The sequence below is a fragment of the Kocuria sp. CNJ-770 genome (assembly GCF_001942375.1).
GTDB lineage: Bacteria > Actinomycetota > Actinomycetes > Actinomycetales > Micrococcaceae > Kocuria > Kocuria oceani.
Window position 1 is genome coordinate 1 of record NZ_MKJW01000115.1, and the last position, 23,307, is coordinate 23,307.

At 73.0% G+C, this 23,307-nt stretch carries 23 protein-coding genes, 1 pseudogene and 2 riboswitches; of the genes and pseudogenes, 13 read left to right on the plus strand and 11 right to left on the minus strand.

What is annotated here, in order from left to right:
• Positions 1-273 precede the first annotated feature (273 nt).
• Complete coding sequence (locus BJF77_RS13820) at positions 274-1,050, plus strand: hypothetical protein (protein ID WP_075872520.1); 777 nt, start codon at positions 274-276, stop codon at positions 1,048-1,050.
• A gap of 46 nt (positions 1,051-1,096) precedes the next feature.
• On the opposite strand, the gene BJF77_RS13825 is transcribed toward BJF77_RS13820, so the two are convergent.
• The 5 genes from BJF77_RS13825 to BJF77_RS20850 all read right to left on the minus strand — a co-directional run bounded on the left by BJF77_RS13825 (position 1,097) and on the right by BJF77_RS20850 (position 4,065).
• Positions 1,097-1,300 carry a DUF2945 domain-containing protein gene (locus BJF77_RS13825; RefSeq protein ID WP_047804407.1) on the minus strand — a complete coding sequence of 68 codons (204 nt, stop codon included), beginning with the start codon at positions 1,298-1,300 and terminating at the stop codon, positions 1,097-1,099.
• 44 nt (positions 1,301-1,344) lie between these two features.
• Complete coding sequence (locus tag BJF77_RS13830) at positions 1,345-1,674, minus strand: DUF3140 domain-containing protein (protein ID WP_075872534.1); 330 nt, start codon at positions 1,672-1,674, stop codon at positions 1,345-1,347.
• A gap of 134 nt (positions 1,675-1,808) precedes the next feature.
• Positions 1,809-3,278 carry an MFS transporter gene (locus BJF77_RS13835; protein WP_369821416.1) on the minus strand — a complete coding sequence of 490 codons (1,470 nt, stop codon included), beginning with the start codon at positions 3,276-3,278 and terminating at the stop codon, positions 1,809-1,811.
• Positions 3,266-3,442, minus strand: a complete 177-nt coding sequence (locus BJF77_RS22770) for a hypothetical protein (RefSeq protein WP_369821417.1) — start codon at positions 3,440-3,442, stop codon at positions 3,266-3,268. The genes BJF77_RS13835 and BJF77_RS22770 overlap by 13 nt, the downstream gene beginning before the upstream one ends.
• Positions 3,439-4,065, minus strand: a complete 627-nt coding sequence (locus tag BJF77_RS20850) for a TetR/AcrR family transcriptional regulator (RefSeq protein ID WP_075872521.1) — start codon at positions 4,063-4,065, stop codon at positions 3,439-3,441. Before BJF77_RS20850 ends, BJF77_RS22770 begins: the two co-directional genes overlap by 4 nt.
• Before the next feature lie 164 nt (positions 4,066-4,229).
• Here BJF77_RS20850 and BJF77_RS13845 point away from each other — a divergent pair, with 164 nt between their 5' ends.
• Together BJF77_RS13845 and BJF77_RS13850 are read left to right on the plus strand one after the other, a co-directional pair.
• Complete coding sequence (locus BJF77_RS13845; RefSeq protein WP_047804409.1) at positions 4,230-5,171, plus strand: aldo/keto reductase; 942 nt, start codon at positions 4,230-4,232, stop codon at positions 5,169-5,171.
• 95 nt (positions 5,172-5,266) lie between these two features.
• A pseudogene (locus BJF77_RS13850) lies at positions 5,267-6,639 on the plus strand (carboxylesterase family protein).
• On the opposite strand, the gene BJF77_RS13855 reads toward BJF77_RS13850, so the two are convergent.
• The 3 genes from BJF77_RS13855 to thiE all read right to left on the minus strand — a co-directional run bounded on the left by BJF77_RS13855 (position 6,614) and on the right by thiE (position 9,496).
• Positions 6,614-7,525 (minus strand): VOC family protein, encoded by a 912-nt coding sequence (locus BJF77_RS13855; RefSeq protein ID WP_075872535.1) that lies wholly within the window; start codon positions 7,523-7,525, stop codon positions 6,614-6,616. The pseudogene BJF77_RS13850 and the gene BJF77_RS13855 overlap by 26 nt on opposite strands.
• Before the next feature lie 155 nt (positions 7,526-7,680).
• Complete coding sequence (locus BJF77_RS20160; protein WP_075872522.1) at positions 7,681-8,661, minus strand: hypothetical protein; 981 nt, start codon at positions 8,659-8,661, stop codon at positions 7,681-7,683.
• Positions 8,662-8,827: 166 nt separating this feature from the next.
• Positions 8,828-9,496 carry a thiamine phosphate synthase gene (gene thiE, locus BJF77_RS13865; RefSeq protein WP_075872536.1) on the minus strand — a complete coding sequence of 223 codons (669 nt, stop codon included), beginning with the start codon at positions 9,494-9,496 and terminating at the stop codon, positions 8,828-8,830.
• 66 nt (positions 9,497-9,562) lie between these two features.
• A riboswitch (TPP riboswitch) is annotated at positions 9,563-9,664 on the plus strand.
• On the opposite strand from thiE, the gene BJF77_RS13870 reads away from it, so the two are divergent.
• The 7 genes from BJF77_RS13870 (at position 9,654) to BJF77_RS13900 (ending at position 17,907) form a co-directional block, all read left to right on the plus strand.
• Positions 9,654-10,982 (plus strand): FAD-dependent oxidoreductase, encoded by a 1,329-nt coding sequence (locus BJF77_RS13870; protein WP_075872523.1) that lies wholly within the window; start codon positions 9,654-9,656, stop codon positions 10,980-10,982. (Overlaps the previous riboswitch by 11 nt.)
• On the plus strand, positions 10,979-11,218 hold the full coding sequence (gene thiS, locus BJF77_RS13875; protein ID WP_047804414.1) for a sulfur carrier protein ThiS: 240 nt from the start codon (positions 10,979-10,981) through the stop codon (positions 11,216-11,218). The genes BJF77_RS13870 and thiS overlap by 4 nt, the downstream gene beginning before the upstream one ends.
• A gap of 1 nt (position 11,219) precedes the next feature.
• On the plus strand, positions 11,220-12,122 hold the full coding sequence (locus tag BJF77_RS13880; protein ID WP_075872524.1) for a thiazole synthase: 903 nt from the start codon (positions 11,220-11,222) through the stop codon (positions 12,120-12,122).
• Entirely contained in the window at positions 12,119-13,297 is a 1,179-nt protein-coding gene (gene moeB, locus BJF77_RS13885; RefSeq protein ID WP_083665164.1) for a molybdopterin-synthase adenylyltransferase MoeB, read from the plus strand. The genes BJF77_RS13880 and moeB overlap by 4 nt, the downstream gene beginning before the upstream one ends.
• Positions 13,298-13,459: 162 nt before the next feature.
• A riboswitch (SAM riboswitch) is annotated at positions 13,460-13,554 on the plus strand.
• A gap of 112 nt (positions 13,555-13,666) precedes the next feature.
• A complete protein-coding gene (locus tag BJF77_RS13890; RefSeq protein WP_075872526.1) occupies positions 13,667-15,019 on the plus strand; it encodes an acyl-CoA dehydrogenase family protein in 1,353 nt (450 codons plus the stop codon).
• Positions 15,020-15,022: 3 nt separating this feature from the next.
• Positions 15,023-16,540: an MFS transporter gene (locus BJF77_RS13895; protein ID WP_075872527.1), complete on the plus strand. Its 1,518-nt coding sequence runs from the start codon at positions 15,023-15,025 to the stop codon at positions 16,538-16,540.
• A complete protein-coding gene (locus BJF77_RS13900) occupies positions 16,537-17,907 on the plus strand; it encodes an LLM class flavin-dependent oxidoreductase (RefSeq protein ID WP_075872528.1) in 1,371 nt (456 codons plus the stop codon). The genes BJF77_RS13895 and BJF77_RS13900 overlap by 4 nt, the downstream gene beginning before the upstream one ends.
• Before the next feature lie 20 nt (positions 17,908-17,927).
• Here the strand turns inward: BJF77_RS13900 and BJF77_RS13905 are convergent, their stop codons facing one another.
• A complete protein-coding gene (locus BJF77_RS13905; RefSeq protein ID WP_075872529.1) occupies positions 17,928-18,350 on the minus strand; it encodes a hypothetical protein in 423 nt (140 codons plus the stop codon).
• A gap of 584 nt (positions 18,351-18,934) precedes the next feature.
• On the opposite strand from BJF77_RS13905, the gene BJF77_RS13910 reads away from it, so the two are divergent.
• From BJF77_RS13910 to BJF77_RS13920, 3 genes are all read left to right on the plus strand, one after another.
• The gene (locus BJF77_RS13910) at positions 18,935-20,104 is read left to right on the plus strand and encodes a low temperature requirement protein A (RefSeq protein ID WP_158041269.1); all 1,170 of its coding nucleotides are present in this window, start codon (positions 18,935-18,937) and stop codon (positions 20,102-20,104) included.
• A 347-nt stretch (positions 20,105-20,451) separates the two neighbouring features.
• Complete coding sequence (locus BJF77_RS13915) at positions 20,452-21,045, plus strand: recombinase family protein (RefSeq protein WP_075872530.1); 594 nt, start codon at positions 20,452-20,454, stop codon at positions 21,043-21,045.
• Between the two features lie 205 nt (positions 21,046-21,250).
• A complete protein-coding gene (locus BJF77_RS13920) occupies positions 21,251-21,715 on the plus strand; it encodes a hypothetical protein (RefSeq protein ID WP_075872531.1) in 465 nt (154 codons plus the stop codon).
• A 240-nt stretch (positions 21,716-21,955) separates the two neighbouring features.
• On the opposite strand, the gene BJF77_RS13925 is transcribed toward BJF77_RS13920, so the two are convergent.
• A complete protein-coding gene (locus BJF77_RS13925) occupies positions 21,956-22,363 on the minus strand; it encodes a hypothetical protein (RefSeq protein WP_075872532.1) in 408 nt (135 codons plus the stop codon).
• Between the two features lie 160 nt (positions 22,364-22,523).
• Entirely contained in the window at positions 22,524-22,823 is a 300-nt protein-coding gene (locus tag BJF77_RS13930; protein WP_075872533.1) for a hypothetical protein, read from the minus strand.
• Positions 22,824-23,307: the final 484 nt, after the last annotated feature.

The window sequence follows — 23,307 nt, forward strand, 5'->3', positions numbered from 1 at the left end:
CTTGGTGCGCCGGCGCATCGCGGTCTCGGCGGTGCGGTAGGCGCGCAGGGCCTCGAGCACCTGCACCGGTCCGGGCCCGGCGGCGTCGTCGGTGCCGTACCAGTAGCCGGAGGAGGTGGGTCGGTGTGCGCGCATGCGGACAGTGTAGAGGAACGAGAATGTACCCGAGCTGGTAACTAGACAAACTAATGAATCTGCGATGGATGGGGAACGTCCCTTTCCCGCCGGGAACCGGACGCAGCATCCCGCAGCCGACGTGAGGACGGGCGAGCGATGGACCAGCACGCGCAGCACCGTCCCGCGGCCGAGCCGCCCGGCCCCGCGCCGAGCCGTGACGGTGCCGTGCCCGCGGCCCCGGTCCACTGCGGGGACCCCATGCCGGTGCACCTGCTCGACTTCGCGGACGTGGACGACCGCCTCAACACCGCCGTGGCTCGGGCCGCCCTCGCCGGGCGCCGGCTGCACGCCTGCGCCTGCGGCGCCCTGCGAGAGGCACCGGTGGCCTCCGGCGCCGAGGCGCGCATCGTGCCCGACGACGACGCCGTGCTGTTCCGGCCGTTCTTCACCCGGCGAGTGCTGGCCGCGGCCGGCCGGGTCGAGGCCGCGGAGTGGTCCCTCGACCAGCAGCTGGCGCAGTTCCGCACCCTCGACCTCGACGGTGCGGGCGGTCCCGCCGCCGTCCTCCGGGCGTTCGGCGCGGCGGTGCGGGCCGAACGGCGGCGGCTGGACCGGGCCCTCGGCGAGCTCCGGGCCGAACTGCGCCTGGCGGTCCGGCACGGGGTGCCCCTGGCCAGGCTCGCCCGCGAGGCGTCGCTGTCGGAGCAGGACCTGGCGGCCGTGCTCGCCCTCGAATCCCCTGAGGGCGTGGGTGCTGCCCGCACGGCACCGCCGGCGGACGCCCACGGTGTGGCCGCGGCGGCCGCCACGGTGCCCGGCCGCCGGAGGGAACTCGCCGGCACCTCCGTGCTGCCGGCGCCCGTGCCCGCCTCCGTGCCGGTGGGTTCCCGGTGCCGCCGCCGGGTCGTCGGCGTGCTCGCCGCGGCCGGCTGATCCGGCCCCGGCCGTCCCGCCCGCCGGCTGTCCCGCTCCTCCGGTCCTACGCCTCGGTCAGGGCGTCGGGCTTGTGCGCCGCGCGGGCGCCGGAGCTCTCGGACTCGACGATGTAGCGGGGGTCGTCCGAGCTCGCCCGGAACGTGTGCCCGTCCAGTTCGAAGTCCTCCGTCTTCTTCTCGACCACGGTGCCCTCTGTCGTGCCCTGAGGGGTGTTCCAGGTGACCTTCGTGCCCTTCGTCAGGCTCATGCGTGCTCCTCTCCTCATGCGTCGCCGGGTGTGCCCGGCGACGCTCAGTCCTTCAGCGGGTCGTGGCCCCAGTTCATCAGGGAGTAGCGCCACCGGGTCTCGGTGACGTCCCCGTCGGGCCGCTGGGCCAGGTGGCGGTGGACGTAGCCGACGACCTTGCGCATGTGCTCCTGGTCGGAGTCGGTGCGCTCCCCCTTCTTCTTCTGCAGGATCTCCACGATGCGCCGCCCGGACCGGTGCCCCACCGACTCGCCGCCGTCGTCCTGGCCCACCGACTGCGACTCGTCGGTCTCCAGCCAGTCCGAGAGCTGCTTGGCCGTCATGTTCACGGCCTCGTCGAAGTCCTGGCCGACGGTGTCGTCGCTGTCGCTCATGCCGCGCTCCTCGTCCTCGTCCACGGCCGGCCGCGTCCGGGCCGGTCCCGCGCCCGGGAGCCCGGGCGCGATCCTCAGCCTACGGAGCAATTCCCGTCCCGACGAGCCCCCGCGGCGATGTCGACGGGCGGGGTTCAGCGTGCCGGAGCCGTCGTCTCGAGGACGGCGGAGTCCGTGCGCCGGTCGGACGGCCGGTCGGCGGTGACCACCAGGTTGCCCTCGGCGAGCGCTTCGGGCTCCACGTCCTGCTCGATCGAGGTGGCCAGCGGCTTCTCGGTGACGAAGCACAGCAGGGCGGCCGCCAGCAGGCCCAGGGGCACGATCCACAGGTAGATGGGGGTCAGGGCGTCGTTGTAGGAGGCCACGATCGGGTTCCGCAGCGCGTCCGGCAGGGAGGCGACCAGGGCGGGGGTGAGCGAGTTGGCCCCGCCGGCGCCGCCCTCCAGCGCGGCGGCCGGGAGGCGTTCGGTCAGCTGGTCGGCCAGCCGGCCCGCGAAGACGCTGCCGACCACGCCGGAGCCGAGGGTCGCGCCGATCTGGCGGAAGAAGTTGTTCGCCGCGGTGGCCGTGCCGACCTGCCGCAGCGGGAAGGTGTTCTGCACGATGAGCACCAGCACCTGCATGGACAGGCCCAGTCCCAGGCCCAGGACCGCGATGTAGAGGCACACGTGCCACACCCCCTGCTCGGGGGTCAGCGTGGAGAGCAGGCCCATGGCCACGGCCACGACCACGCTGCCGGCCACCGGCAGCCACTTGTAGCGCCCCGTGCGGCTCACCGCCCGCCCGGCGAACACCGAGGTGACGAGCAGGGTGCCCATCATCGGGACCATCAGCAGCCCGGAGGCGGTGGCGTCCACGCCGAAGACCATCTGCAGGTAGGTCGGCAGGTAGCCGATGGCGCCGAACATCCCCACGCCGGTGAGCAGCCCGGCCACGGTGGTGAGCACGAAGTTGCGCTCGCCGAACAGGTGCATCGGGATGATCGGCTCGGCGGTGCGCCGCTCCACGGCCACGAACGCGGCCCCGGCCGCGAGCGTGCCGGCGATCAGGCCGAGGATCACGGGGTCGGTCCAGGCGTACTTGCCGCCGCCCCAGGTGGCGAACAGGACCAGGCAGGTCGTGGCCACGGCCAGCAGCACCATCCCGCCGATGTCCAGGCGCGGCCGCCCGGCGTGCCGGGGCAGCTTGAGGAAGAGCACGGCGCCGGCCAGGGCGAGCAGGCCGAGCGGGATGTTGATCCAGAAGGCCCAGCGCCAGCCCGGACCCTCGGTGAACCAGCCGCCCAGCAGCGGTCCGGCCACCGAGGACACGGCGAACACGCCGCCCATGACGCCCATGTACTTCCCGCGCTCCCGGGCGGGGACCACGTCGGCGATGGCGGCCTGGGAGAGGATGATCAGCCCGCCGCCGCCCAGGCCCTGGATCGCGCGGGCGGCGATGAGGACCTCGATGGTCCCGGCGAGCGCCCCGACCACGGACCCGGCCATGAAGACCAGGATCGCGCCGAGCAGCAGGGGCTTGCGGCCCATGAGGTCACCGAGCTTGCCGTAGACCGGCATCATGATCGTCGAGGCCAGGATGTAGGCGGTGATCACCCACAGCATCTCGTCGACCCGTTGAGCTCGCCGACGATCGTGGGCAGCGCCGTGCTGAGCACGGTCTGGTTCAGCGCGGCCAGCAGCATCGAGAGCATCAGGCCCACGAAGAGCAGCCCGAGGTGCTGGGTGCCGCGGGCCGGTTCGGCCCGGTGGGCGGGAGTGCGGGTCATGAGAGCTTCTCCTGGAGGCGGTGGAAGAGGGTGAGCGCCGAGTCGTGGTCCTCGGCCGGCAGGCCGTGGGCGGGGGAGTAGCTCTCGGCGGTGATGGCGAAGCGCAGCGGCACGCCCCCGAGGATGACGAGCATCCGGGCGACGTCGTCCACGGGGTGCTCCCCGATCCCGGCCGACCACTGCGGGTCGCGGGCCAGCAGCTCGGCGAGCGTGCGGCGCACCAGGTCCTCGGCCTCGAGGGTCAGCTCGTGCCGGCGGCGGCCCAGGCCCGGGTGGTCCTGCAGCAGCCTGCGGCGCCGCTCCGCGTCCGGGCCGGCGTAGGCGCTGCGGGTCACGGCCAGCAGCAGCCGCGAGACCTGGCCCAGCAGGTCGTGCTCGAGGGAGAAGCCCTCCAGCAGCTGCGGGTCCAGCGCGGGGGCGCGCATGCCCAGGACCGCGTCCTCCTTGGCCGGGAAGTAGTTGAAGAAGGTGCGCGGGGAGACGCCGGCCGCGGCGGCGATGGCCTCGACCGTGGCGCCCTCCACCCCGTGCTCGAGCGCGAGGCCGGCGGCCGCCTCGTGGATGGCGGACCAGGTCTCGGCCTTCTTGCGGGCGCGCAGGGAGGGGGAGACGGTGTCGTTCACATCGGTATTTTTGCACTTCTGCACCTTTTGCACAACTGCAACAATTTGGTGGAGCGCAGGCCCGGCCGGGAATAGGGCGGGCGCGCCCCGGCCTGTACCCAGAACGCACCGCGCCGGATCCCGGCGGACGGCAGGACAGATCAGACCACGGAACGGAGCTCCGCATGACCACCATCCCGCGCACCGACCTCGACGTCTTCCCGCTCAACCTCGGTGGCAACACCTTCGGCTGGACCTCCGACCGGAGCACCTCCTTCGCGGTGCTCGACGCCTTCACGGAGGCCGGTGGCAACTTCGTCGACACGGCGGACGTCTACTCCGTGTGGGGCGAGGGGCACACCGGCGGGGAGTCCGAGACCGTCCTGGGGGAGTGGCTGGCCGCCCGCGGCGTCCGCGACGACGTCGTGGTGGCCACCAAGGTGGGCTCCCTGCCGCAGCGCGCCGGCCTGGGCCGGGACAACGTGGTGGCGGCCCTCGAGGAGTCCCTGCGACGGCTCGGCACCGACCGGATCGACCTCTACTACGCCCACCGGGACGACGAGTCGGTGCCCGTCGCCGAGCAGGCGGCCACCTTCGACGAGCTCGTCCGCTCCGGGAAGGTCCGGGCGGTGGGACTGTCCAACTACAGCCCGCAGCGGCTGCGGGAGTGGTTCGAGACCGCCGAGCGCGAGCACCTCACCGTGCCGGTGGCGATCCAGCCCGAGTACAACCTGGTGGGCCGCCGCTCCTACGAGCAGGACCTCGCCCCGCTGGCCCGGGAGTTCGGGGTGGCGGTCTTCCCCTACTTCGGCCTCGCCTCGGGCTTCCTCACCGGCAAGTACCGCACGGCCGCCGACCTCGAGGGCCGGGCCCGCGGCGGCGCCGCGGGGGCGCACCTGAACGACCAGGGCCTCGCCGTCGTCGACGCCCTGGTGGACGTGGCCGAGGCGCGCGGGGCCGAGCCGACGACGGTGGCGCTCGCCTGGCTGCTGGCCAAGGGCGTGACCGCCCCCATCGCCTCGGCCTCCCGGCCCGACCAGGTGCCGGCGCTCATGGCCGCCCCCGGCCTGGCGCTCTCCGCCGAGGAGGTCGAGGCCCTGGATCGGGCCTCGCAGCCGTTCGCCTGACTCCGCCAGACCCGTCGGGCCCGCGGGCCGGCCCCGCCCGGCCGGTCCGCGGGTTCCGGCCCGCCACGGGAACAGGACCCCAGAGGAAGGACCGCATGACCACCTCCACCTTCACGTTCACCCCGCCCTGCGGTCCCGTCCACGCCAGGGCCGACGGCGCCGTGGTCCGGGCCGGCGGCATCCCCTACGCCACCGCCGACCGCTTCGCCGCTCCCGTCCCCGCCCCGGACCGGGACGAGCCGTTCCCGGCCACGGGCCCGGCCCCCGCCTGCCCCCAGGTCCGCTCGCCCTTCCTCGCCTCGGTGCTGGGGGACGCGCTCGGCGACCTGCCGCAGGACGAGGCCTGCCAGCGGCTCTCGGTCACCCTGCCCCGCGACGCGCGGGCCGGCGAGGGCCTGCCCGTGCTGGTCTGGATCCACGGCGGCTCCTACACCACCGGGGCCGGTGACGCCCCGATCATGGACCCGAAGCCGCTGGTGGCCGAGCAGCGCGTGGTGGTCGTGACGGTCACCTACCGGCTCGGCCTGTTCGGCTACCTGGGCTCCGGGCACGCCCGCCCGGCCAACCTCGGGCTGCTCGACCAGCTCCAGGCGCTGCGGTGGGTGCGGCGCAACATCGCCGCCTTCGGCGGCGACCCGGACAACGTGACCGCCTTCGGCCAGTCCGCCGGCGGTGACGCCGTGGCCCACCTCATGGCCGTCCCCGGCGCGGAGGCGCTGTTCCGCCGTGCCGTCATCCAGAGCCCGCCGCTGGGCATCGCCCGCGGCCGGGAGCGGATGAACGCCGCCATGGCCGCTGCGGCGGAGGTCGTGACGGCCGGGATGCCCGCCGCCGACGTGGTCGCCGCCCAGGCGGAGGTGGAGCGGCACGCGGCGCCCTTCGGGCTGCTGGGGGCGATGCCCTTCGGCACCCAGTACGGCCACCACCCGCTGCCCGCCGAGGAGGAGATCGACGCGGCCTGGGACCGGGCGGCCCGGCACATCGACGTCCTCATCGGCCACACCACCGAGGAGGCGCGGCTCTACCTGGCCACGGTGCCGGCCCTGCAGCGGTGGACCCGCGTGCCGCTGCTGGGGCCGGTGCTGCGCCGGGCCGTGGTCGGCTGGGCGACCCGGTCCGTCTACTCCCGGGCGATCCGCCGCTTCGCCCGCCGGCACGTGCGCGCCGGCGGGACGGCCCACCGCTACGTGATCTCCTGGGCGGCCCCGGGCAACCCGTACGGGGCGGCCCACACGGTCGACCTGCCCCTGCTCTTCGGCGACGAGCCGACCTGGGCGGCACCGGACTGGTCGCCGGCGCCGCGTGGGAGGACATCGATGCCGCCGCCCGGCAGGTGCGCCGGCTGTGGGCCGACTTCGCCCGTGGTCAGCCCCTCGGCGACGCCGGCCGCATCTTTGGCGTCCTGCGCCACCGCCGCGTCCGGGTCCCGTCCCGCGTGGGGCCTATGCGGCGACGCCCACCTGGATGAGGGTGTTCCAGGGGTCCTCGAAGCGCAGCACGGCGCCGTCGTGCCGGGTGGGGACCTGGTGGTCGGTCAGCCGGGCCTGCAGGGCGGTGACGTCCTCGGCCGTGGGTAGGTCGATGTTGACCTGCCCCAGGCCCAGGGAGGCCGCCCGCGGGCCCGCCCCGGCGCTGTGCCAGGTGTTGAGCCCGATGTGGTGGTGGTACCCACCGGCGGCGATGAACAGGGCCGAGCCGATGTCGCTCATCACCTCGAAGCCCAGCACGTCCACGTAGAACCGCCGGCCCTGTGGGATGTCACCGACCTGCAGGTGCACGTGGCCGAGGGTGGCCGGCGGCGCCGCCGGCCGCGCACCGGCCGGCTCGCGCAGGTGCTCGCCCAGGAACGAGGTGGGGTCCAGCGGGTTGGACGCCAGTGTCAGCAGCCCGTTGGCCTCCCGCCGCCAGGTGTCCCGGGGGCGGTCGGTGTAGAGCTCCACGCCGTTGCCCTCGGGGTCGTCGAAGTAGAACGCCTGGCTGTAGAGGTGGTCGGCGCTGCCGGTGAAGGAGCGCGGCGCCACGGCGGCGACCGAGGCCAGGGCGGCCGCCAGGGCCGGCTCGTCCTCGAACAGCACCGCGGTGTGGAACAGCCCCGCCTGGCCGCGGCGGGCCGGCGGCAGCTCCCGGACCTGCCGCAGGCGCAGCACGGTCCGGCCGTCACGACCCAGCACGGCCGTGTCCCCGGCGTGGGCGAGGACCTCGAGGGTCACGGCGTCCGTGTAGTAGGCGAGCATCGTGTCCAGGTCGGCCACGAGCAGCTCCACGGCGCCCATCCGGGTCCCGGCGGACAGCAGGTCGTCGGCCGGGCGCGGCGTGAGGCTCCGGGGGTCGGGGTTCTGGGGAAAGATCGGCATCTCGGGCTTCTCCGTCGGCATCGGCACCACAAAGGTTGATATGTCCCCAAGGATACCCCGGAAAATATTTCCCGTGCAAGTATCTTGGGGGCATCCGTCACCTCGGGGCCGGGCGCGAGGCCGTCCCGGTCAGAGCACGAAGATCAGCGCCACGATCACCGCCACGATCGCCAGAAGGACCAGGCCCCAGGCCTTGAGGTTGTCGGAGTCGTCCTCCTCGGGATCGTGGGCCGGGCGCGGCGGCCATCCGCCGGCCGCCGGGCCGCCGGTCCCCGCCAGGGGGCCGCCCGCGCCGGACCGGGGAACGGCCCGCCCTGGGACTGGCCCGGGAACGGCTCCCCGGGAGCCCCGGGCCGGCCGACCTGCCCGGGCGGCGGCGGAGCGGGCGTGGACGGGCTGACGCCCCACTGCGGAGCCTGCGGGGCGTCCGCGATCGAGGGGTTCGACGGCGGCGGCCCGGCCGGACCGTCCCCGGGTGCCCGCGGCGCCGGGGCTGCCGGCGGTGGAGGAGCGGCCGGGGGAGCGGCGGGCGGCAGCGTCTCGCCGGAGAGCACCGGCCCGTCCTCGCGGTGGCCCTTCTCGGCCTCCGTCAGCAGGGTCACGAACCGCTCCAGCGACTCCGAGCCGTCGTACTCACGGGCCAGGAAGCGCTCGGCGCGGCGGCGCACCACCCGGTAGACGCGCCCGTCGTCGGGGATCGAGAGGTCCCGGGCGGCCTGCGCCACGATCAGCGGGGGCTGCTCGGGCAGCGGGTTCGTGCCCCACTCCAGCAGCCCGGTGAGCAGGGGCCGCTCCAGCACCGAGGCCATGGCCGCCCGGGCGCCGGGCACGCGGGTGAACTCCAGCAGCCCGCTCGGCGGGGCGGAGGGACAGCCCGGGACGTCACCGGGCAGCCGGGCCGCCCGCTCGAGCCAGAACGTGTCGCCGAAGAGGGTGGCCAGCAGCACGGCCGCCGCGAGCCGGTCCTCGCCCGGGGCGGCGTCCTCCGGGGCGCCCTCCTCCCAGTGGGTGCCCAGCGCTCGCTGGGCGGGCTCGCCGGCCAGCCGGACGCGCAGCTGCACGTCCTCCGGGCCGCGGGCGGTCTGCGCGGGATGCTCCACCGCGTGCCGCACCTGCGGGTCGAGCTCGGGGTCCATGGGCCACTCCTCCGTCGTCGTCCGTGAGGTCCATGCTCTCAGACGGTGCTGTGCGGCGGCGGGGAGCCGGTGGGGAGTTGTGGCCGTCGTGCCCTTCGGGACGTCCCCGCCCGGGGGGCCGGGCAGGAGACGTGCCGAGCAGGGAGGGTGCCGGGCGGGGAAGGGGTCAGGCGGGGAGCAGGCTGCGCAGCTGTCCGGCCGCCAGACGCGGGTCCGGGGCCTCGGTGACCGCCCGGACCACCACGGCGCCGCGCGCCCCGGCGGCCAGCACCTCGGGGAGGCGCTGCTCGTCGATGCCGCCGATGGCGAACCAGGGCACGGGCGCGGCCGCCTGGTCGGCGTCCAGCCGGGCCTCGGTCAGTGCGGCGACCTCCCGCACGAAGTCAAGGCCGGTGGCGGACCGGCCCGGCTTGGTGAGGGTCTCCCACACGGGCCCGGTGCAGAAGTAGTCCACATCAGGGTCGGCCAGCGCGGCCCGGGCCTGGCCGAGGTCGTGGGTGGATCGTCCGATCAGCACGTCGGGGCCCAACAGCTGCCGGGCCTGAGCGGGGGTGAGGTCGTGCTGGCCGGCGTGGAAGACGTCGGCGCCCACGAGCGCGGCGAGGTCGGCGCGGTCGTTGACGGCGACCAGCGTGTCGTACTCGGCGGCGACCCGGCCCAGCAGGCGCAGCGCGGCGATCTCCTCGTCGGTGTCGATGCTCCTGTCCCGGAGCTGGACGATGTCCGTCCCGCCGGCGCAGACGGCGTGCAGGAACTCCTCGAGGTCGCCCTGTGCGCGGCGGGCGTCGGTGCACACGTACAGCCGGGCGGCGAGGAGCCGGTCCGTGCGCGTCATGCGCAGCTCGGAGGCGGCGGGGGCAGCGGTGTCCTGGGTATGCTGGGTCACACGCTGATGATAGGTCAGCGGTTCTGCGGGAGCCCCACGGGGCTGAGAGGGCGTCCGGCGCCGACCGCCACACCTGATGCGGGTCATGCCGCCGTAGGAAAGGACGATGCCGGTGACATCCGCGCCCCCCGTTCCGATGCCCGCCGCCCAGCACGTGCGGGCCGACGTCGCCGTGGTCGGGGCCGGGGTGGTCGGCCTGGCCACGGCCTGGGAGCTGCGCCGCCGCGGCCGCTCGGTGGCCGTGGTGGATCCCGAGCCCGGCGCCGGGGCCAGCCGGGCGGCAGCCGGGATGCTCGCCCCGGTGAGCGAGGTCCAGTACCAGCAGGAGCCGCTCTATCCTTTGATGCTCGCCTCGGCCGGCGCCTACCCGGCGTTCGTGGCCGCCGTGGAGGAGGCCGCCGGCGGCTCGGTGGGCTACCGCGCCACCGAGACGCTCGTGTGCGGCGTCGACGCCGCCGACCGGCAGGCCCTGGCGGACCTGCGCGAGCTCCAGCGGCGCCACGGCCTGGCCGTGGAGCCGCTTGCGCTGCGCGCGGCCCGGGCCCTGGAGCCGGCCCTGAGCCCGCGGCTGTCCGCCGTGCACCGCATTCCCGACGACCACCAGGTGGACCCGCGCCGGCTCGTGGCCGGGCTGCTCGCCGCCCTCGTCGCCCCCGAGCTCCCCGCACCGTCCGGGCCCCGCGGAACGGACGGCGCCGACGGCGGGCCCGCCCGCCTGGTGCACGACCGCGCCGCGGGGCTGCGCCACGGCCCCGACGGCGCGGTGACGGGTCTGCGCCTGGCCGGCGGCGGGATGGTCTCGGTGGCGGAGACGGTCCTCGCCCCCGGCACGGGTCTCAGCGACCTGGAGGGTCTGCCCGGGTCCTGGCGGCCGCCGCTGCGCCCGGTGCACGGGGACATCCTCCGCGCCCGCCCGCCCGCCGGGGCGCCCGCACTGCTCGAGCGCACCGTCCGCGGTGTGGTCCACGGCGTGCCCGTCTACCTGGTGCCCCGCGACGACGGGACGGTGGTGATCGGGGCGACCTCCCGCGAGGACGACCTCGACGGGATCAGTGCCGGGGGCGTGTTCCGGCTGCTGCGCGACGCCCAGGCCGTGGTCCCCGGCGTCGCCGACCTCGAGCTGGTCGAGGCCATGGCCCGCGCCCGGCCCGGCACTCCGGACGACATCCCGTACCTGGGCCGCGTCCGCGGCTCCGGGGAAGACCCGGTGGCCGGTCTCGTGGTCTCCACCGGCTACTTCCGCCACGGCGTCCTGCTCGCCCCGCTGGCCGCCCGCCTCGCCGCGGAGCTGGTGCTCGGGCGGTCCGGCACGGATCCGGGCCCCGACGCCGAACACCTGGCCAGCACCGACCCGCACCGCTTCGACCGCCCGGTCGAGGCGGCCTCCGTGGACCTCGCGACCGGGTCCCGCACCCCGAACAGGAGCACCCGATGACCGCCATCACCCTCAACGGCCGCCCGCACGTCGTCGGCGGGGACACCACCGTGGTGGACCTCGTGGCCGAGACCGTCGGGCGGCCCCTGGGCCCCGACGGCGCCCCGCTGGACGGCCGCCGGCTGGGCGTGGCGGTGGCGGTGGACGCCGCCGTGGTCCCGCGCAGCCGCTGGGGCCGCACCCCCGTGGCCGAGGGACAGGCCGTCGAGATCATCACCGCCGTCCAGGGAGGCTGACATGACCCGCCCCGCACCCCACCCCGCATCCCACCTCGCGCCCACCGTGGACCCGATCGTGCTCGACGGCACCGAGCTGTCCTCCCGGCTGATCATGGGCACCGGCGGGCTCAGCTCGCTGCACACCCTGGAGCAGGCCCTGCTCGCCTCCGGCACCGCGCTGACCACCGTGGCCCTGCGCCGCTACGCCCCCGGCCACGGCGACTCGCTGTTCGCGATGCTCGAGCGCAACGGCATCCGGATCCTGCCCAACACCGCCGGCTGCTACACCGCCCGGGACGCCCTGCTCACCGCCGAGCTCGGCCGCGAGGCCCTGGAGACCGACTGGGTCAAGCTGGAGGTCATCGCCGACGAGGACACCCTGCTGCCCGACGTGGTGGAGCTGCTCGACGCCACCGAGCAGCTCGTGGCCCGCGGCTTCCGGGTCTTCGCCTACACCTCCGACGACCCGGCCGTGGCCCGCCGTCTGGAGGACCTCGGCGCGGCCGCCGTGATGCCCCTGGGCGCGCCGATCGGCACCGGGCTGGGGATCCTCAACCCGCACAACATCGAGCTCATCGCCTCCCGTGCCTCGGTGCCCGTGGTCCTCGACGCCGGCATCGGCACCGCCTCCGAGGCCGCGCTCGCCATGGAGCTGGGCTGCGACGCCGTGCTGCTGGCCAGCGCCGTGACCCGGGCCCAGGACCCGGTGGCCATGGCCACCGCGATGCGCCACGCCGTGGCCGCCGGGCGGCTGGCCGCCCGCGCCGGCCGGATCCCGGCCCGCCGGCACGCCCAGGCGTCCTCGCCGATGGCCGGGCGGATCGACACGGACGCGCCCGACGCCGGTCCGTCCGCCGGTGCGTCCGCCGGTCCGGCGGACGTCCCGCGCGGGGACTGGGCGCCCGTGGGGGAGCGCCCGTGAGCGCGCTGCCCCCGCTCGTGGAGCCCGGCCCCGAACTGACCCGTGCGGAGCTCGAGCGCTACGCCCGGCACCTGACCCTGCCCGGGATCGGCCCGCTCGGCCAGCGCCGGCTCGGCAGCGCCCGGGTGCTCGTGGTCGGCGCGGGCGGACTGGGCGCCCCGGCCCTGCAGTACCTCGCCGCGGCCGGCGTGGGGACGCTGGGGATCGTCGACGACGACGTCGTGGCGGTCTCCAACCTGCAGCGCCAGGTGGTGCACCGCACCGCCGACGTCGGCCGGCCCAAGGCGGAGTCCGCCGCGGAGGCCGTGACCGCCCTCAACCCGCTCGTGCGGGTCCGCACCCATCCCTGCCGGCTCACGGCGGACAACGCCGTGCGGATCCTCGGGCAGTACGACCTCGTCCTCGACGGCGCGGACAACTTCGCGACCCGCTACGTGGTCAGCGACGCCGCCGCCCTGACCGGGATCCCCTGCGTGTGGGGCTCCATCCTGCGCTTCGAGGGGCAGGTCAGCGTCTTCTGGGCCGGCCACGGGCCCACCTACCGGGACCTCTACCCCGAGGCGCCGCCGGACGGGGAGGTGCCCAGCTGCGCCGAGGGCGGGGTCTTCGGCATGCTCCCCGCCACCGTGGGCGCGGTGATGGTCACCGAGGCGGTCAAGCTGATCACCGGCACCGGCGAGCCCCTGCTCGGGCGGGTGCTGCTGCACGACGCCCTGGCGATGACCTGGCGCGAGATGCGCCTGGACCCGGACCCGGACGCCGCCCCGGTCACCGCCGTCGCCGAGCCCGTGGCCGTCCGTCCGCCGGCCGGCGGCGCGGAGCCCGCCGAGACGGTCGCGGCGGGCGAGCTGGCCCGGCTGCTGGAGCGGCGGGCGCGCGGAGAGACGGCCTTCGTGCTGGTCGACGTGCGGGAGGACTGGGAACGGCAGCTCCTGGCGATCCCCGGCGCCGTGGCCGTGCCGCTCCAGGAGCTGCTGGACCGGGGGCCGGACGCCCTGCCGCCGGAGGCGCGCGGCGCGGACCTCGTGCTGCACTGCAAGGCCGGCGCCCGCTCGGCGACCGCCCTGGCCGCGCTGCGCCCGTTCTACGCCGGGCGGGAGGAGCGGATCCGCCACCTCGAGGGCGGGGTGCTCGCCTGGGCGGAGCAGGTGGAGCCGGACCGGCCGCGATACTGAGCGGATGCGCGGCGCTCCCCTTCTCCGGCCGGGCGGGGTCCCGCGGCGGATTCCTACACCACCCGGGAGGACATGACCGTCTGTGACGTCAGCATGACATCCGACGACATGCGGCCGTCATCGGGTGGCTCCGCACCCCGGCGGTCTGGTGCGATGTCATCCGTCCCATTCAGAGCGGCCGAGAGATCTGGCTCGACGACGCCGCAGCAACCCGTCCTTCGCAGGGGTCAGGGTGCTAAGGCCAGAACCGATGGAGATCCCGGATCTGCAGTCGCTCCGTGACGTCGGCCCCCGCGCTGCCGCCACCGGGCCCGCCCCTGGCGTGACCGCACGGCCGGCCCTCCTCGGTGCGACCGAGAGGACCACCGCATGACCCGCACCACGGCCGAGAGGACTCCCACCCGTCCCGGCGCCGGCACGGACCCCGCCGGCACGGACCCTGCCGGCACGGACCCCGCCGGCCTGCCGGTGGACTACGCCGGGCTGAAGGAGCGCTTCGGGCCGCTGTTCACGGAGATCGCCGCCGGCTCCCTGGACCGGGACCTCCGCCGCGCGCTGCCCTACGAGGAGGTGCGCCGGCTGGACCGGGCCGGGTTCGGCGCCCTGCGCGTCCCGGCGGCCCACGGCGGTCCCGGGGTCAGCATCGAGGACTTCACCCGGCTGCTGGTCGACCTGGCCGAGGCCGACTCCAACATCGCCCACCTCTACCGCTCCCACGCCGGCTTCGTGGAGTCCCTGCGCTTCCTGCCCCGGGAGCTCCAGGACGTCTGGTATCCGCGGGTGCTGGCCGGGGCCACCGTGGGCAACGCCTCCACGGAGAAGGGCGGCAACGCGCTCGGCACCCTGAACACCGTGCTGCGCCGCACCGCCGAGGGGTGGGAGATCACCGGCCGGAAGTTCTACGCCACCGGCTCCGTCTTCTGCGACTACACCCGCGTCTCGGCCGCCCTCGACGGCCGGGACGGACGCCGCTTCGCCGTCGTCGCCACGGACGCCCAGGGGGTCACCCTCGAGGACGACTGGGACGGCTTCGGGCAGAAGCTCACCGGCACCGGCACCGCGGTCTTCGACCGCGTGCGCGTCCCGGACGACGCCGTGCTGGACCGCGCCGCCGGCAGCGCGGAGGCCGTCCACGAGGCCGCCTTCTTCCAGCTCGTGCTGCTGGCCGTGCTGGCCGGCGTCGCCCGCGCCGCCCGGCGGGACGCCGTGGAGACCATCGCCGGCCGCCGGCGGACCTTCAACACCGGGCTCGGCCTGCCGTTCCGCGAGGACCCGCTGATCCAGGAGGCCACCGGCCGGATCTCCGCCAAGGCCTTCGCCGCCGAGGCCACCGTGCTGCACGCCGCCCGCGCCCTGGACGCCGGGATCGCCGCCGCCGTCACCACCGGCGCCGACCGGCCGGACTTCACCGGCGCCCTCCCGGCGGCGCTGCACGGGTCCGAGATCGCCGTGGAGCACGCCCAGGTCACCGTGCCGGAGCTGGCCCTCGGCGCGGCCCAGGACCTGTTCCTCACCGTGGGCGCCTCCGCCACGTCCACCGCCAAGGGCCTGGACCGGCACTGGCGCAACGCCCAGACCGTGGCCACCCACAACCCGATCGCCTTCCGCGCCCGCGCCCTCGGCGACTACCTCATCAACGGCACCCTGCCGGAGGGCCTGAACGCCATCGGCGACGCCAGGACCGGTGCCGGGACCGACGCCGACCGAACCCCAGGAGCCTGACGCATGTCCACCCCGCCCCCGACCACGATCCCGGCCCCGACCGCGGCCGCCGCGGGACGCACGAGCGTCGTCCACGGCAAGAAGCGCGTCCTGGCCTCGGCCTTCGCCGGCACCACCATCGAGTGGTACGACTTCTACCTCTACGGCACCGCCGCCGCCCTGGTCTTCAACGTCCAGTTCTTCCCCATGGCCACCGAGCTCGGCGGCATCGTCGCCTCCTTCGCCACCCTCGCCGTCGGGGTGATCGCCCGGCCCCTGGGCGGGATCGTCGCCGGCCACCTGGGCGACCGGATCGGCCGCAAGGCCCTGCTGGTGGCCTCCCTGCTGCTCATGGGCGTGGCCTCCACCCTGATCGGCCTGCTGCCGACCTACGAGGTGATCGGCTGGTGGGCCGTCGTCGGGCTCGTCGTCCTGCGCATCCTCCAGGGCCTGTCCGCCGGGGCCGAGTGGGGCGGCTCCGCGCTGCTGAGCGTGGAGCACTCCCCGGCCCGGCACCGCGGGTTCTTCGGCTCCTTCACCCAGATCGGCTCCTCGGCCGGCATGCTGCTGGCCACCGGGGCGTTCTTCGTCGTGCAGCACGTCATGAGCGCGGAGCAGTTCGCCGCCTACGGCTGGCGCATCCCCTTCCTGCTCTCGGCCCTGCTCGTGGCGGTCGGCCTGTGGATCCGCCTCGGCGTGGCCGACGCCCCGGAGTTCCTGGAGCACCGGGCCTCGGGCAACGTGGCCACCGCCCCCCTGCGGGAGCTGCTGCTCCACCACCGCCGCCCGCTGCTGGTCACGATCGGCCTGCGCCTGGCGCAGAACGCCGTCTACTACCTGGTGACGGTGTACATGCTGACCTATCTGCGGGACGTGCGCGGGGACAGCGCCTCCGGCGTGACCGCGGTGATGATCGCCTCCGCCATCGGCCTGTTCACCACCCCCTTCTGGGGCTGGCTGTCCGACCGGGTGGGCCGCAAGGTCGTCTCGGTGACCGCCTACGCGGCGATCGGCGTCTTCGGCTGGGTGCTGTTCGCCTTCCTCGACGCCGGCCCGCTCGCCCTGCTGCCGCTCGTGGTCGTGCTCGGCATCAACCTCGTCCACGACGCGATCTACGGGCCGCAGGCGGCCTGGTTCGCCGAGCAGTTCCCCGTGCACGTGCGGTACTCCGGGGTGAGCTTCGGCTACCAGGTCGGCACGGTCCTGGGCGGGGGGCTGATGCCGATGATCGCCGCCCTGCTGTTCGCCGCCGGCGGGAACACCCCGTGGCTGATCGCCGGGTACCTCTCCGGACTCTCCGTGCTCTCCGTCGTCGCCGCCCTGGCCGCGAAGGACCCCGCCCGCGAGCAGCGCGGCACCGAGCTCACCGACCTGCACGCCGGCTCCGCCCGAGCCGGCTCGACCGGGGCCGTCCCAGCTTCCGACGGCCCCCTCCGGACCGACTCCCCCAGGACCGGATCCGTCCGGGCCGACGGAGCCGCCGATGCCGGGCCCACCACCGGGACCACCGCCGGGACCACCACCGAGAGGACCACCGTATGAGCCGCCCCCTGCTCCTGAACGCCTTCGACATGATGGTGCCCGTGCACCAGTCACCGGGGCTGTGGCGCCACCCGGAGGCCGGCGTCGCGCGATTCGACACGCTCGAGTACTGGACGTCCCTGGCCCGCACCCTGGAGGAGGGCGGCTTCGCCTCGCTGTTCCTGGCGGACGTCCCCGGCATCTACGACGTCTACGGCGGCGGCACCGAGGCCACCGCCCGCGGGGGAGTGCAGTACCCGCTGCTCGACCCGCTCGTCGCGGTGCCGGCGATGGCCGCGGTGACCGAGCGGCTCGGCTTCGGCGTGACCGCCTCGGTGACCTACGAGGCCCCCTACCTGCTCGCCCGCACCTTCGCGACCCTGGACCACTTCACCCGCGGCCGGGTGGCGTGGAACGTGGTGACCTCCTACCAGGACTCCGCCGCCCGGAACCTGGGCATGGACCGGCAGATCCCGCACGACGAGCGCTACGACCGCGCCGACGAGTACATGGAGGTCATGTACAAGCTGCTCGAGGGGTCCTTCGAGCCCGGGGCGGTCCAGGCCGACGCCGACGCCGGGGTCTTCGTGGACCCCGAGCTGGCGCACCCCGTCGGCCACGAGGGCACCTGGTTCTCCGTGCCCGGCCACGCACTGACCCACCCCGGCCCCCAGGGCACCCCGCTGCTGTTCCAGGCCGGCGCCTCCAAGCGCGGCCAGCAGTTCGCCGTCGACCACGCCGAGGCCATCTTCTTCATCGGGAACACCCCGCAGCTCGTGCGCCGGTGGACCGACGGCGTCCGGGCCGGACTGGCCGAGCGCGGGCGGGCCGAGGACGCCGTGAAGACCTTCGCCATGGCCACGGTGGTGGTCGCCGAGACCGACGACGAGGCCCGGACCCGGCTGGCCGGGTACCGCCGGTACGTGGACATCGACGGGGCGCTGTCCCTGTTCGGCGGCTGGACCGGGGTCGACCTGGCCGGCGCGGACCCCGACGCGCCGCTCGAGTACGTGGCCACCGACGCCAACCAGTCCGCGCTCGCGGCGTTCACCTCGCTGTCCCCGGACCGGACCTGGACGGTGCGGGATCTGGCCGAGTTCGTGGCCATCGGCGGCCGCGGGCCCGTCATCGCCGGGGCTCCCGGCACCGTGGCGGACGAGCTCGAGCGCTGGCGCGAGGAGGCCGGCGTCGACGGCTTCAACATCTCGGCGGCCGTGCGGCCGGCGGACCTGGAGCGGTTCACGACGATGGTCTCACCGGAGCTGCGGCGTCGCGGCCTGCTGCCGGAGCCCGGGAGCGTTCCCGCCGGGCAGACGCTGCGCGAGGCCCTGACCGGGGCCGGCCCGCGGCTGGCCGGCGACCACCGCGGGGCGTCCTACCGCAGGTGACCGACGGGAGGCCCGCGGGATCACCCGTGGCTCGGCGCGGTCTCCTCCTGCAGATCGTCGAGGACCCACTCCGAGAGCTGCCCGGCCGGGACGACGATCGTGCCTTCCCGGAGGCGCTCCGCGTCCTGCGCTGACAGCGGCTGCTCGAGGTCTTCGGCGTCGTGGGCGGCCAGCGCTGCCGCGTAGCCGGCAGCCAGTGCCCCCGCCCATGCCCGGTGCTGGGCGTAGCAGGGGTGGGTGGGGTCGCCGCTGCGCACCTCCAGCCACCGTGCCGGTCCGGGCACGTCGGCGGGGTCGGGCAGCAGGCGCTGGTGCAGCGTCCAGGTGACCTCGGCCCACCGGCCCGCGGGAGTCTCCACCATGGGGTAATAGGTGGCCATCCACCCAGCGGGGGAGTGGGGGTGCAGCTCGACTGCAAGGGCCCTGGAGGTGGGGGTGTTCATGCCAACTTCCTGTGTGCGGCCGACGGATCGTGCGCCGGTGTCTGCCCGGGAGCCACGTCGGTCTCCCGGCCTGAGAACAGCTTAATGCTAGTTCCTCAAAATAAGCACTGAGTCGGCAATCGTGTGTGCAGGTTGAGCGGTGTGACGTCCGGGTGCCGTACGGGCCATGCGGTGCAAGGCACCTTGGTTCTGGGACCTCTCGCATCCGGACGTGTCCTGTCGTGACTCGGAGGGCGCGGCGCAGGCCGTCACCACCTCATGGCGGCCCGCACCGCTGTGCCTTGCGGTCGACATGGACGGGTGGCGCCGCCGCAGGTGCAGTCTCATCGACTTACAGGCTGGGGCGCCGACCACCGGTGCCTCGGGCTCGTCGCGACGGGTCGAGGTCGCGCCGCTTGTATCGGTGAGCTCGGCAACCCTCGCCTTCGGACAGCGCTGTGCTCCCCGGCGACCACGTCGCTGGGGGCTGCTCGGCGGCGTCGGCCCGCTGGCATGAGGCATCCGGTCCGTGTGCCGTTGCTGGGAGGTGGGGGACGGAGGGCTCTAGTCTCAGAGGCATGCCTATGCTGCGGAGAATCGTGCCGGTGGCACGCGTCTCGGACGAGTCTCATCGTGTCACCACCTTCGAGCTGTTCTTCGACCTGGTCTTCGTGTTCGCCTTCACCCAGGTGACCGGGTTCATGGCCCACGAGCACTCCTTTCACGGCGTGCTGCAGGGCATGATCATCCTCGGGCTGTTGTGGTGGTCGTGGGTGTCCTTCTCGTGGCTGGCCAACCAGACGCACGTGGACGAAGGGCTCATGCGGTTCGGCCTGTCCGCCGTGATGGTGGCCGTCTTCATTGCCGCCCTGGCCATCCCGGAGGCCTTCGCGGATTTCGCGGGCGGACTCGACGGCCCGCTGGTGCTGGCGGTGTCCTACGTCGTCATCCGCATTCTGCACGTGGCCCTCTACGCCCACGCCGCCGGAGACGACCAGCCCCTGCGGCGCCAGCTGGCCAAGATGACCGCCGCGATGGTGCTCGGATCGATCCTCATCATCACCGGAGCGGTGGTCAACGGCCCCGCCCAGATCTGGTTCTGGGTGGCAGGGCTGCTCGTCGACTGCGGGCTCACCTTCCTCACCTCACGGCGAGGTGACTGGCGGGTGCATTCGGCGGCGCACTGGACCGAGCGGTTCGGCCTGATCATCATCCTCGCCCTGGGGGAGTCCATCGTTGCCATCGGCGTGGGCGCATCCCAGGAGCCTGTCAGCGTGCCCATCCTCCTGGGCGCCGCAGCCGGCATCATGTTGTCCCTGGGTCTGTGGTGGCTCTATTTCGACGTCACTGCAATCGCCGCCGAGCACCGCTTCGCCGCACTGCGAGGGCCGGCCCGCGCCTCCGCCGCAGTGGAGGCCTACACCTACCTGCACCTGCCCCTGGTGGCGGGCATCGTCCTGTCGGCACTGGGGGTGGAGGACGTCCTGGCCCACGTGGAGGACACGGAGGGCTTCGGCGCCCTGGGTGCCACTGCCCTCTTCGGCGGAACGGCGCTGTACCTGCTGGGCAATACGGCCTTCTGGCGCCGTGTGGGCGGTGAGTGGAAGACGTGGCGCCTCGGTGCCGCCACGCTGCTGCTGGTGCTCATACCGGTTGCCGTCCACATCGCACCGCTGGCCGCCCTCGCACTGATCGTCGTGGTCGTCGCCGCCCTCGTCGCCGTCGAGAGCCTGCGCTATGCGACGAGCAGGACCGCGATCCGGACCTCCCACTGACATGCACATCAACCGGCAAACAGGCAATCCCGTATCCGCCGGGCGGGGGCAGAGGACGCTCAACTGGCGAATTCCGGTGTGAAGAAAGCTCGTACTTCCGCCACTGGTACACGACCTTCGTGCGCCCGCCCAGGGGGCCGGAGCGGCCGTGGCCCTCGCGCCGCTGGCCTCCTGTGGTGATGGGGCTCAACGGAACGGTGACTCGTAGGACAAGGGATGCGAGACGTCTCGTCAGAGAAATTTTCGCCCGCATGTTTCCGCGGTTCGGGGTGTCTCGCATCCTTGTGCTTTTTCCATGCCGCTAGAATCGGATACTCAACGTGGGTTGCGAGACAGATGAGGTGGGCATGGGGAAGCTGATCGGGTATGCGCGAGTGTCGACGCGTCAGCAGGACGCAGACCGTCAAGTGTCTGGTCTGCTGAACGCTGGTGTGCGACGTGATGACATCTATGTCGACACTGGAGTGTCTGGAAGCCGTGCATATCGTCCCGCCTTCGACAAAGCGGTGGCCGCTCTCGAGGAGGGCGACACGCTGGTCATTACTACGCTGGATCGGTTGGGGCGGTCGACGCAGAACATGCTGGCCTTCGCCGAGGCGCTACGGGGCAGAGGGGCTGGACTGCGGGTGCTGAATCTTGGTGGGGGAGACGTGGACACGGCCACCCCGATGGGATCGATGGTGTTCACCGTGATGGCAGCGCTGGCGCAGATGGAGCTGGAGATCAAGCGGGAACGGATCACCGACTCGGTGGCCAAGCGAAGGGCCGCCGGCAAGGACCTAGGCGGGCGGCGCCAAACCTTCACGGACTCCCAAATCCGCAACGCCGTGCGGCTGATCGATGGTGGGGAGCCGGCCACCCAGGTGGCGCGGGACCTTGGGATGTCCCGGGCGACCCTCTACCGTCGGATCGGGGAGCTGCCGCAGGCGACGAGTATCTGAGGCCGTCGGTGCCTGTGGACATCGTGATGCGGTTGACGCACCTGAGCGGGCTTTTCATCGCGCGGGCTAAACGGGCATCAACTGTCTAGGGTTTCCTGCCCTCCCACGCTCGAGCCGACCCACGCCCCGGATGAGGGGTCAGACAGGTGGTGTGCCCTCGTGCCAGGATGCCGATACCGCAGGCCATGACTGGGGGAGGGGGACGATGCTGACCAAGGTCGACAAGGTGTTGCTGGTGCTGTGGCTGGTGCCTCTGGCCGTCGGTGGAAGCGCTGGGGTGAACACCGGCGGGGACGAGCGGGTGATCATCCTCTTCGTCACCGGGCTCATTGCTCTGATGTACGTGATCACGGTGATCAGTATGTTCCGCTACGCCCGTCGGCGGCGTGCCTGGGCCGAGCAGATGGCCGGCGAGGAAGCTGACCCTGACCACGTGGAGGGGCGGATGTTCTATCCCGGGCACGGCTACATCGACACCCCGCGAGCCCGCGGACGATCCATGATCACCAGAGACGCAATGAAACTGTTCATCGTCATCCCTGTCGCGGTCTTCTTCGGCGTCACCCAGGGGGAGTGGACCTTCGCCGTGCTCGCCCTCGAGTTCATCACCATGCTCACCATGGGCATCTACCTCCACGAGCGGGAAACGGAGCTCGACCCGGCCAAGTGACGGAAAGCCCGAAGCTGCCAAGTCGAGCGCCCAAGGCGGGTCAGGACTCTTCGTTGCAGTATGGGTTCACCTGTAGGGACGGGAGCCGGGGGCGCCCGCGTGCGGGCCGTTCCCTGAGCAGGGACGCGGGAGTGGAGGGCTGCCCGCTGTTGGTCACCTGGCTCTGCCCACCACGAGTGCCTCGCGCACCTAGTCCTGGGCTACCGGCTGTGCGCGCCAAGGAACAATGCTGGCCGCGGGTCATGGATCCAAACGTGGGGCTTCCTTGGTTGGTTTCTCACGGGGCCAGTGGTCGCGGACGAACTTTGCGCCTGCGAGGGCGAGGAGGGGGCCGCCGATCAGGAAGGTTGACCCGGCGAAGAATGCTCCCTCGAGGATCCGGAACACGCCAGTGGAGACGATGCTGAGTGCGCCGATGCCCAGAAACACGGCCATGACGACAAGGGCTGCCTTTTCTGGACCTTGGGTGGCCTCGGTCGTTCGACTCCGCGTGAGCATACGTTGACCGATGACCAAGAGCACCACCGCTCCTGCGGCCGTGAGAGCGCCGGCGATGGGGCTGCCGAGTTGGAACAGGGCGCCGGTGCCGATGAGGCAGAGGGCGATCAATCCGATGAGGGCATAGCCGGTGAGCTTCTGTCTGTGCATGCTCGTATCCCCCGGTATCCGCCCTGACTGAGTCTTCAGCCAACCACGCCTGTTTGCGAAGTGGAACGGCAGGAATGTGGGCTCTTCCGTCGCTCAACCCGAGCCATGAGTCCCGCTGAGGTGCAGTCGAGGTTGCTCTTCGGCGTGATCACTACTGCGTTCACCACAAATTGCCGGGCACGAACGCCAATGCCGCGAAGACGATAGAAAGTAGCCCAACGGCTGGGATGGTGAGCATTGAGTAGGCCACCAGCCATCGCGGGGTGCCAGCTCTGTACCAAGTCTCGTTCTTGCGCTCGTACCACCACAGCATTGCGACCCAGAGCAGAACGTAGATCGCGCCGACCACTGGGACGAACACTTCGGTGACGCTGGCGGTATTGGTGAAGTAGGTACAGCTCCCGAAGTCCCTCAAGCAGTCCATGGTGAATAGTCCCATGCCGATTCCGATTGCGAACACGAGGAGCGGTCGTACCGCGGCACTTCCACACGCCCCGCCATGCACTCAGGGTTGTCGGTGTGCAGTGCGATTGCCGGAGGTAGACCTGCCTCCGGCGCGAGAGCCGGAAGGTGCTGAAGTCCCGCACCGCGCATCTTGAGAAGGCCGGCCTGTCCTAGTGTGCACCGCACAATTGGGGCGCTCCTGAACGCACATCCCGTGATGGACTGGACGCTGATATCTAGCGGCGGAAGGCAGCGAGTATGAAGGGCACCACGAAACAGACTGTCGGGACCCTGGTAGGGACCTTAGGGGTTGTTACGGTGTTCAACTCCTTCAAGTTCCACACTGTGGATCCGTTCTGGTTGGGTGGGGCCTGTCAACGCCGAACGAACATTGACCCCCTATCGCCGACTGAAATCTGACCCCGGGACTGTCCGATAAACGGTGTGTGGGGCCCGGCGGTTTTCATCAGTGAGCGGTTCTCGCAAACCGTCCGGCGAAG

What these genes read in the sequence shown, in the direction of transcription:
- BJF77_RS13870 (WP_075872523.1), top strand. Translation starts at nt 9,654, where the DNA reads ATGCCGGTGACATCCGCGCCCCCCGTTCCGATGCCCGCCGCCCAGCAC.
- BJF77_RS13825 (WP_047804407.1), bottom strand. Translation starts at nt 1,300, where the DNA reads ATGAGCCTGACGAAGGGCACGAAGGTCACCTGGAACACCCCTCAGGGC.
- BJF77_RS22770 (WP_369821417.1), bottom strand. Translation starts at nt 3,442, where the DNA reads ATGACCCGCACTCCCGCCCACCGGGCCGAACCGGCCCGCGGCACCCAG.
- BJF77_RS13855 (WP_075872535.1), bottom strand. Translation starts at nt 7,525, where the DNA reads ATGCCGATCTTTCCCCAGAACCCCGACCCCCGGAGCCTCACGCCGCGC.
- thiE (WP_075872536.1), bottom strand. Translation starts at nt 9,496, where the DNA reads ATGACGCGCACGGACCGGCTCCTCGCCGCCCGGCTGTACGTGTGCACC.
- BJF77_RS13920 (WP_075872531.1), top strand. Translation starts at nt 21,251, where the DNA reads ATGCTGACCAAGGTCGACAAGGTGTTGCTGGTGCTGTGGCTGGTGCCT.
- BJF77_RS13820 (WP_075872520.1), top strand. Translation starts at nt 274, where the DNA reads ATGGACCAGCACGCGCAGCACCGTCCCGCGGCCGAGCCGCCCGGCCCC.
- BJF77_RS13890 (WP_075872526.1), top strand. Translation starts at nt 13,667, where the DNA reads ATGACCCGCACCACGGCCGAGAGGACTCCCACCCGTCCCGGCGCCGGC.
- BJF77_RS13895 (WP_075872527.1), top strand. Translation starts at nt 15,023, where the DNA reads ATGTCCACCCCGCCCCCGACCACGATCCCGGCCCCGACCGCGGCCGCC.
- BJF77_RS13900 (WP_075872528.1), top strand. Translation starts at nt 16,537, where the DNA reads ATGAGCCGCCCCCTGCTCCTGAACGCCTTCGACATGATGGTGCCCGTG.
- BJF77_RS13925 (WP_075872532.1), bottom strand. Translation starts at nt 22,363, where the DNA reads ATGCACAGACAGAAGCTCACCGGCTATGCCCTCATCGGATTGATCGCC.
- BJF77_RS13830 (WP_075872534.1), bottom strand. Translation starts at nt 1,674, where the DNA reads ATGAGCGACAGCGACGACACCGTCGGCCAGGACTTCGACGAGGCCGTG.
- BJF77_RS13880 (WP_075872524.1), top strand. Translation starts at nt 11,220, where the DNA reads ATGACCCGCCCCGCACCCCACCCCGCATCCCACCTCGCGCCCACCGTG.
- BJF77_RS13915 (WP_075872530.1), top strand. Translation starts at nt 20,452, where the DNA reads ATGGGGAAGCTGATCGGGTATGCGCGAGTGTCGACGCGTCAGCAGGAC.
- BJF77_RS20160 (WP_075872522.1), bottom strand. Translation starts at nt 8,661, where the DNA reads ATGGACCCCGAGCTCGACCCGCAGGTGCGGCACGCGGTGGAGCATCCC.
- BJF77_RS13905 (WP_075872529.1), bottom strand. Translation starts at nt 18,350, where the DNA reads ATGAACACCCCCACCTCCAGGGCCCTTGCAGTCGAGCTGCACCCCCAC.
- BJF77_RS13845 (WP_047804409.1), top strand. Translation starts at nt 4,230, where the DNA reads ATGACCACCATCCCGCGCACCGACCTCGACGTCTTCCCGCTCAACCTC.
- thiS (WP_047804414.1), top strand. Translation starts at nt 10,979, where the DNA reads ATGACCGCCATCACCCTCAACGGCCGCCCGCACGTCGTCGGCGGGGAC.
- BJF77_RS13835 (WP_369821416.1), bottom strand. Translation starts at nt 3,278, where the DNA reads ATGCTGTGGGTGATCACCGCCTACATCCTGGCCTCGACGATCATGATG.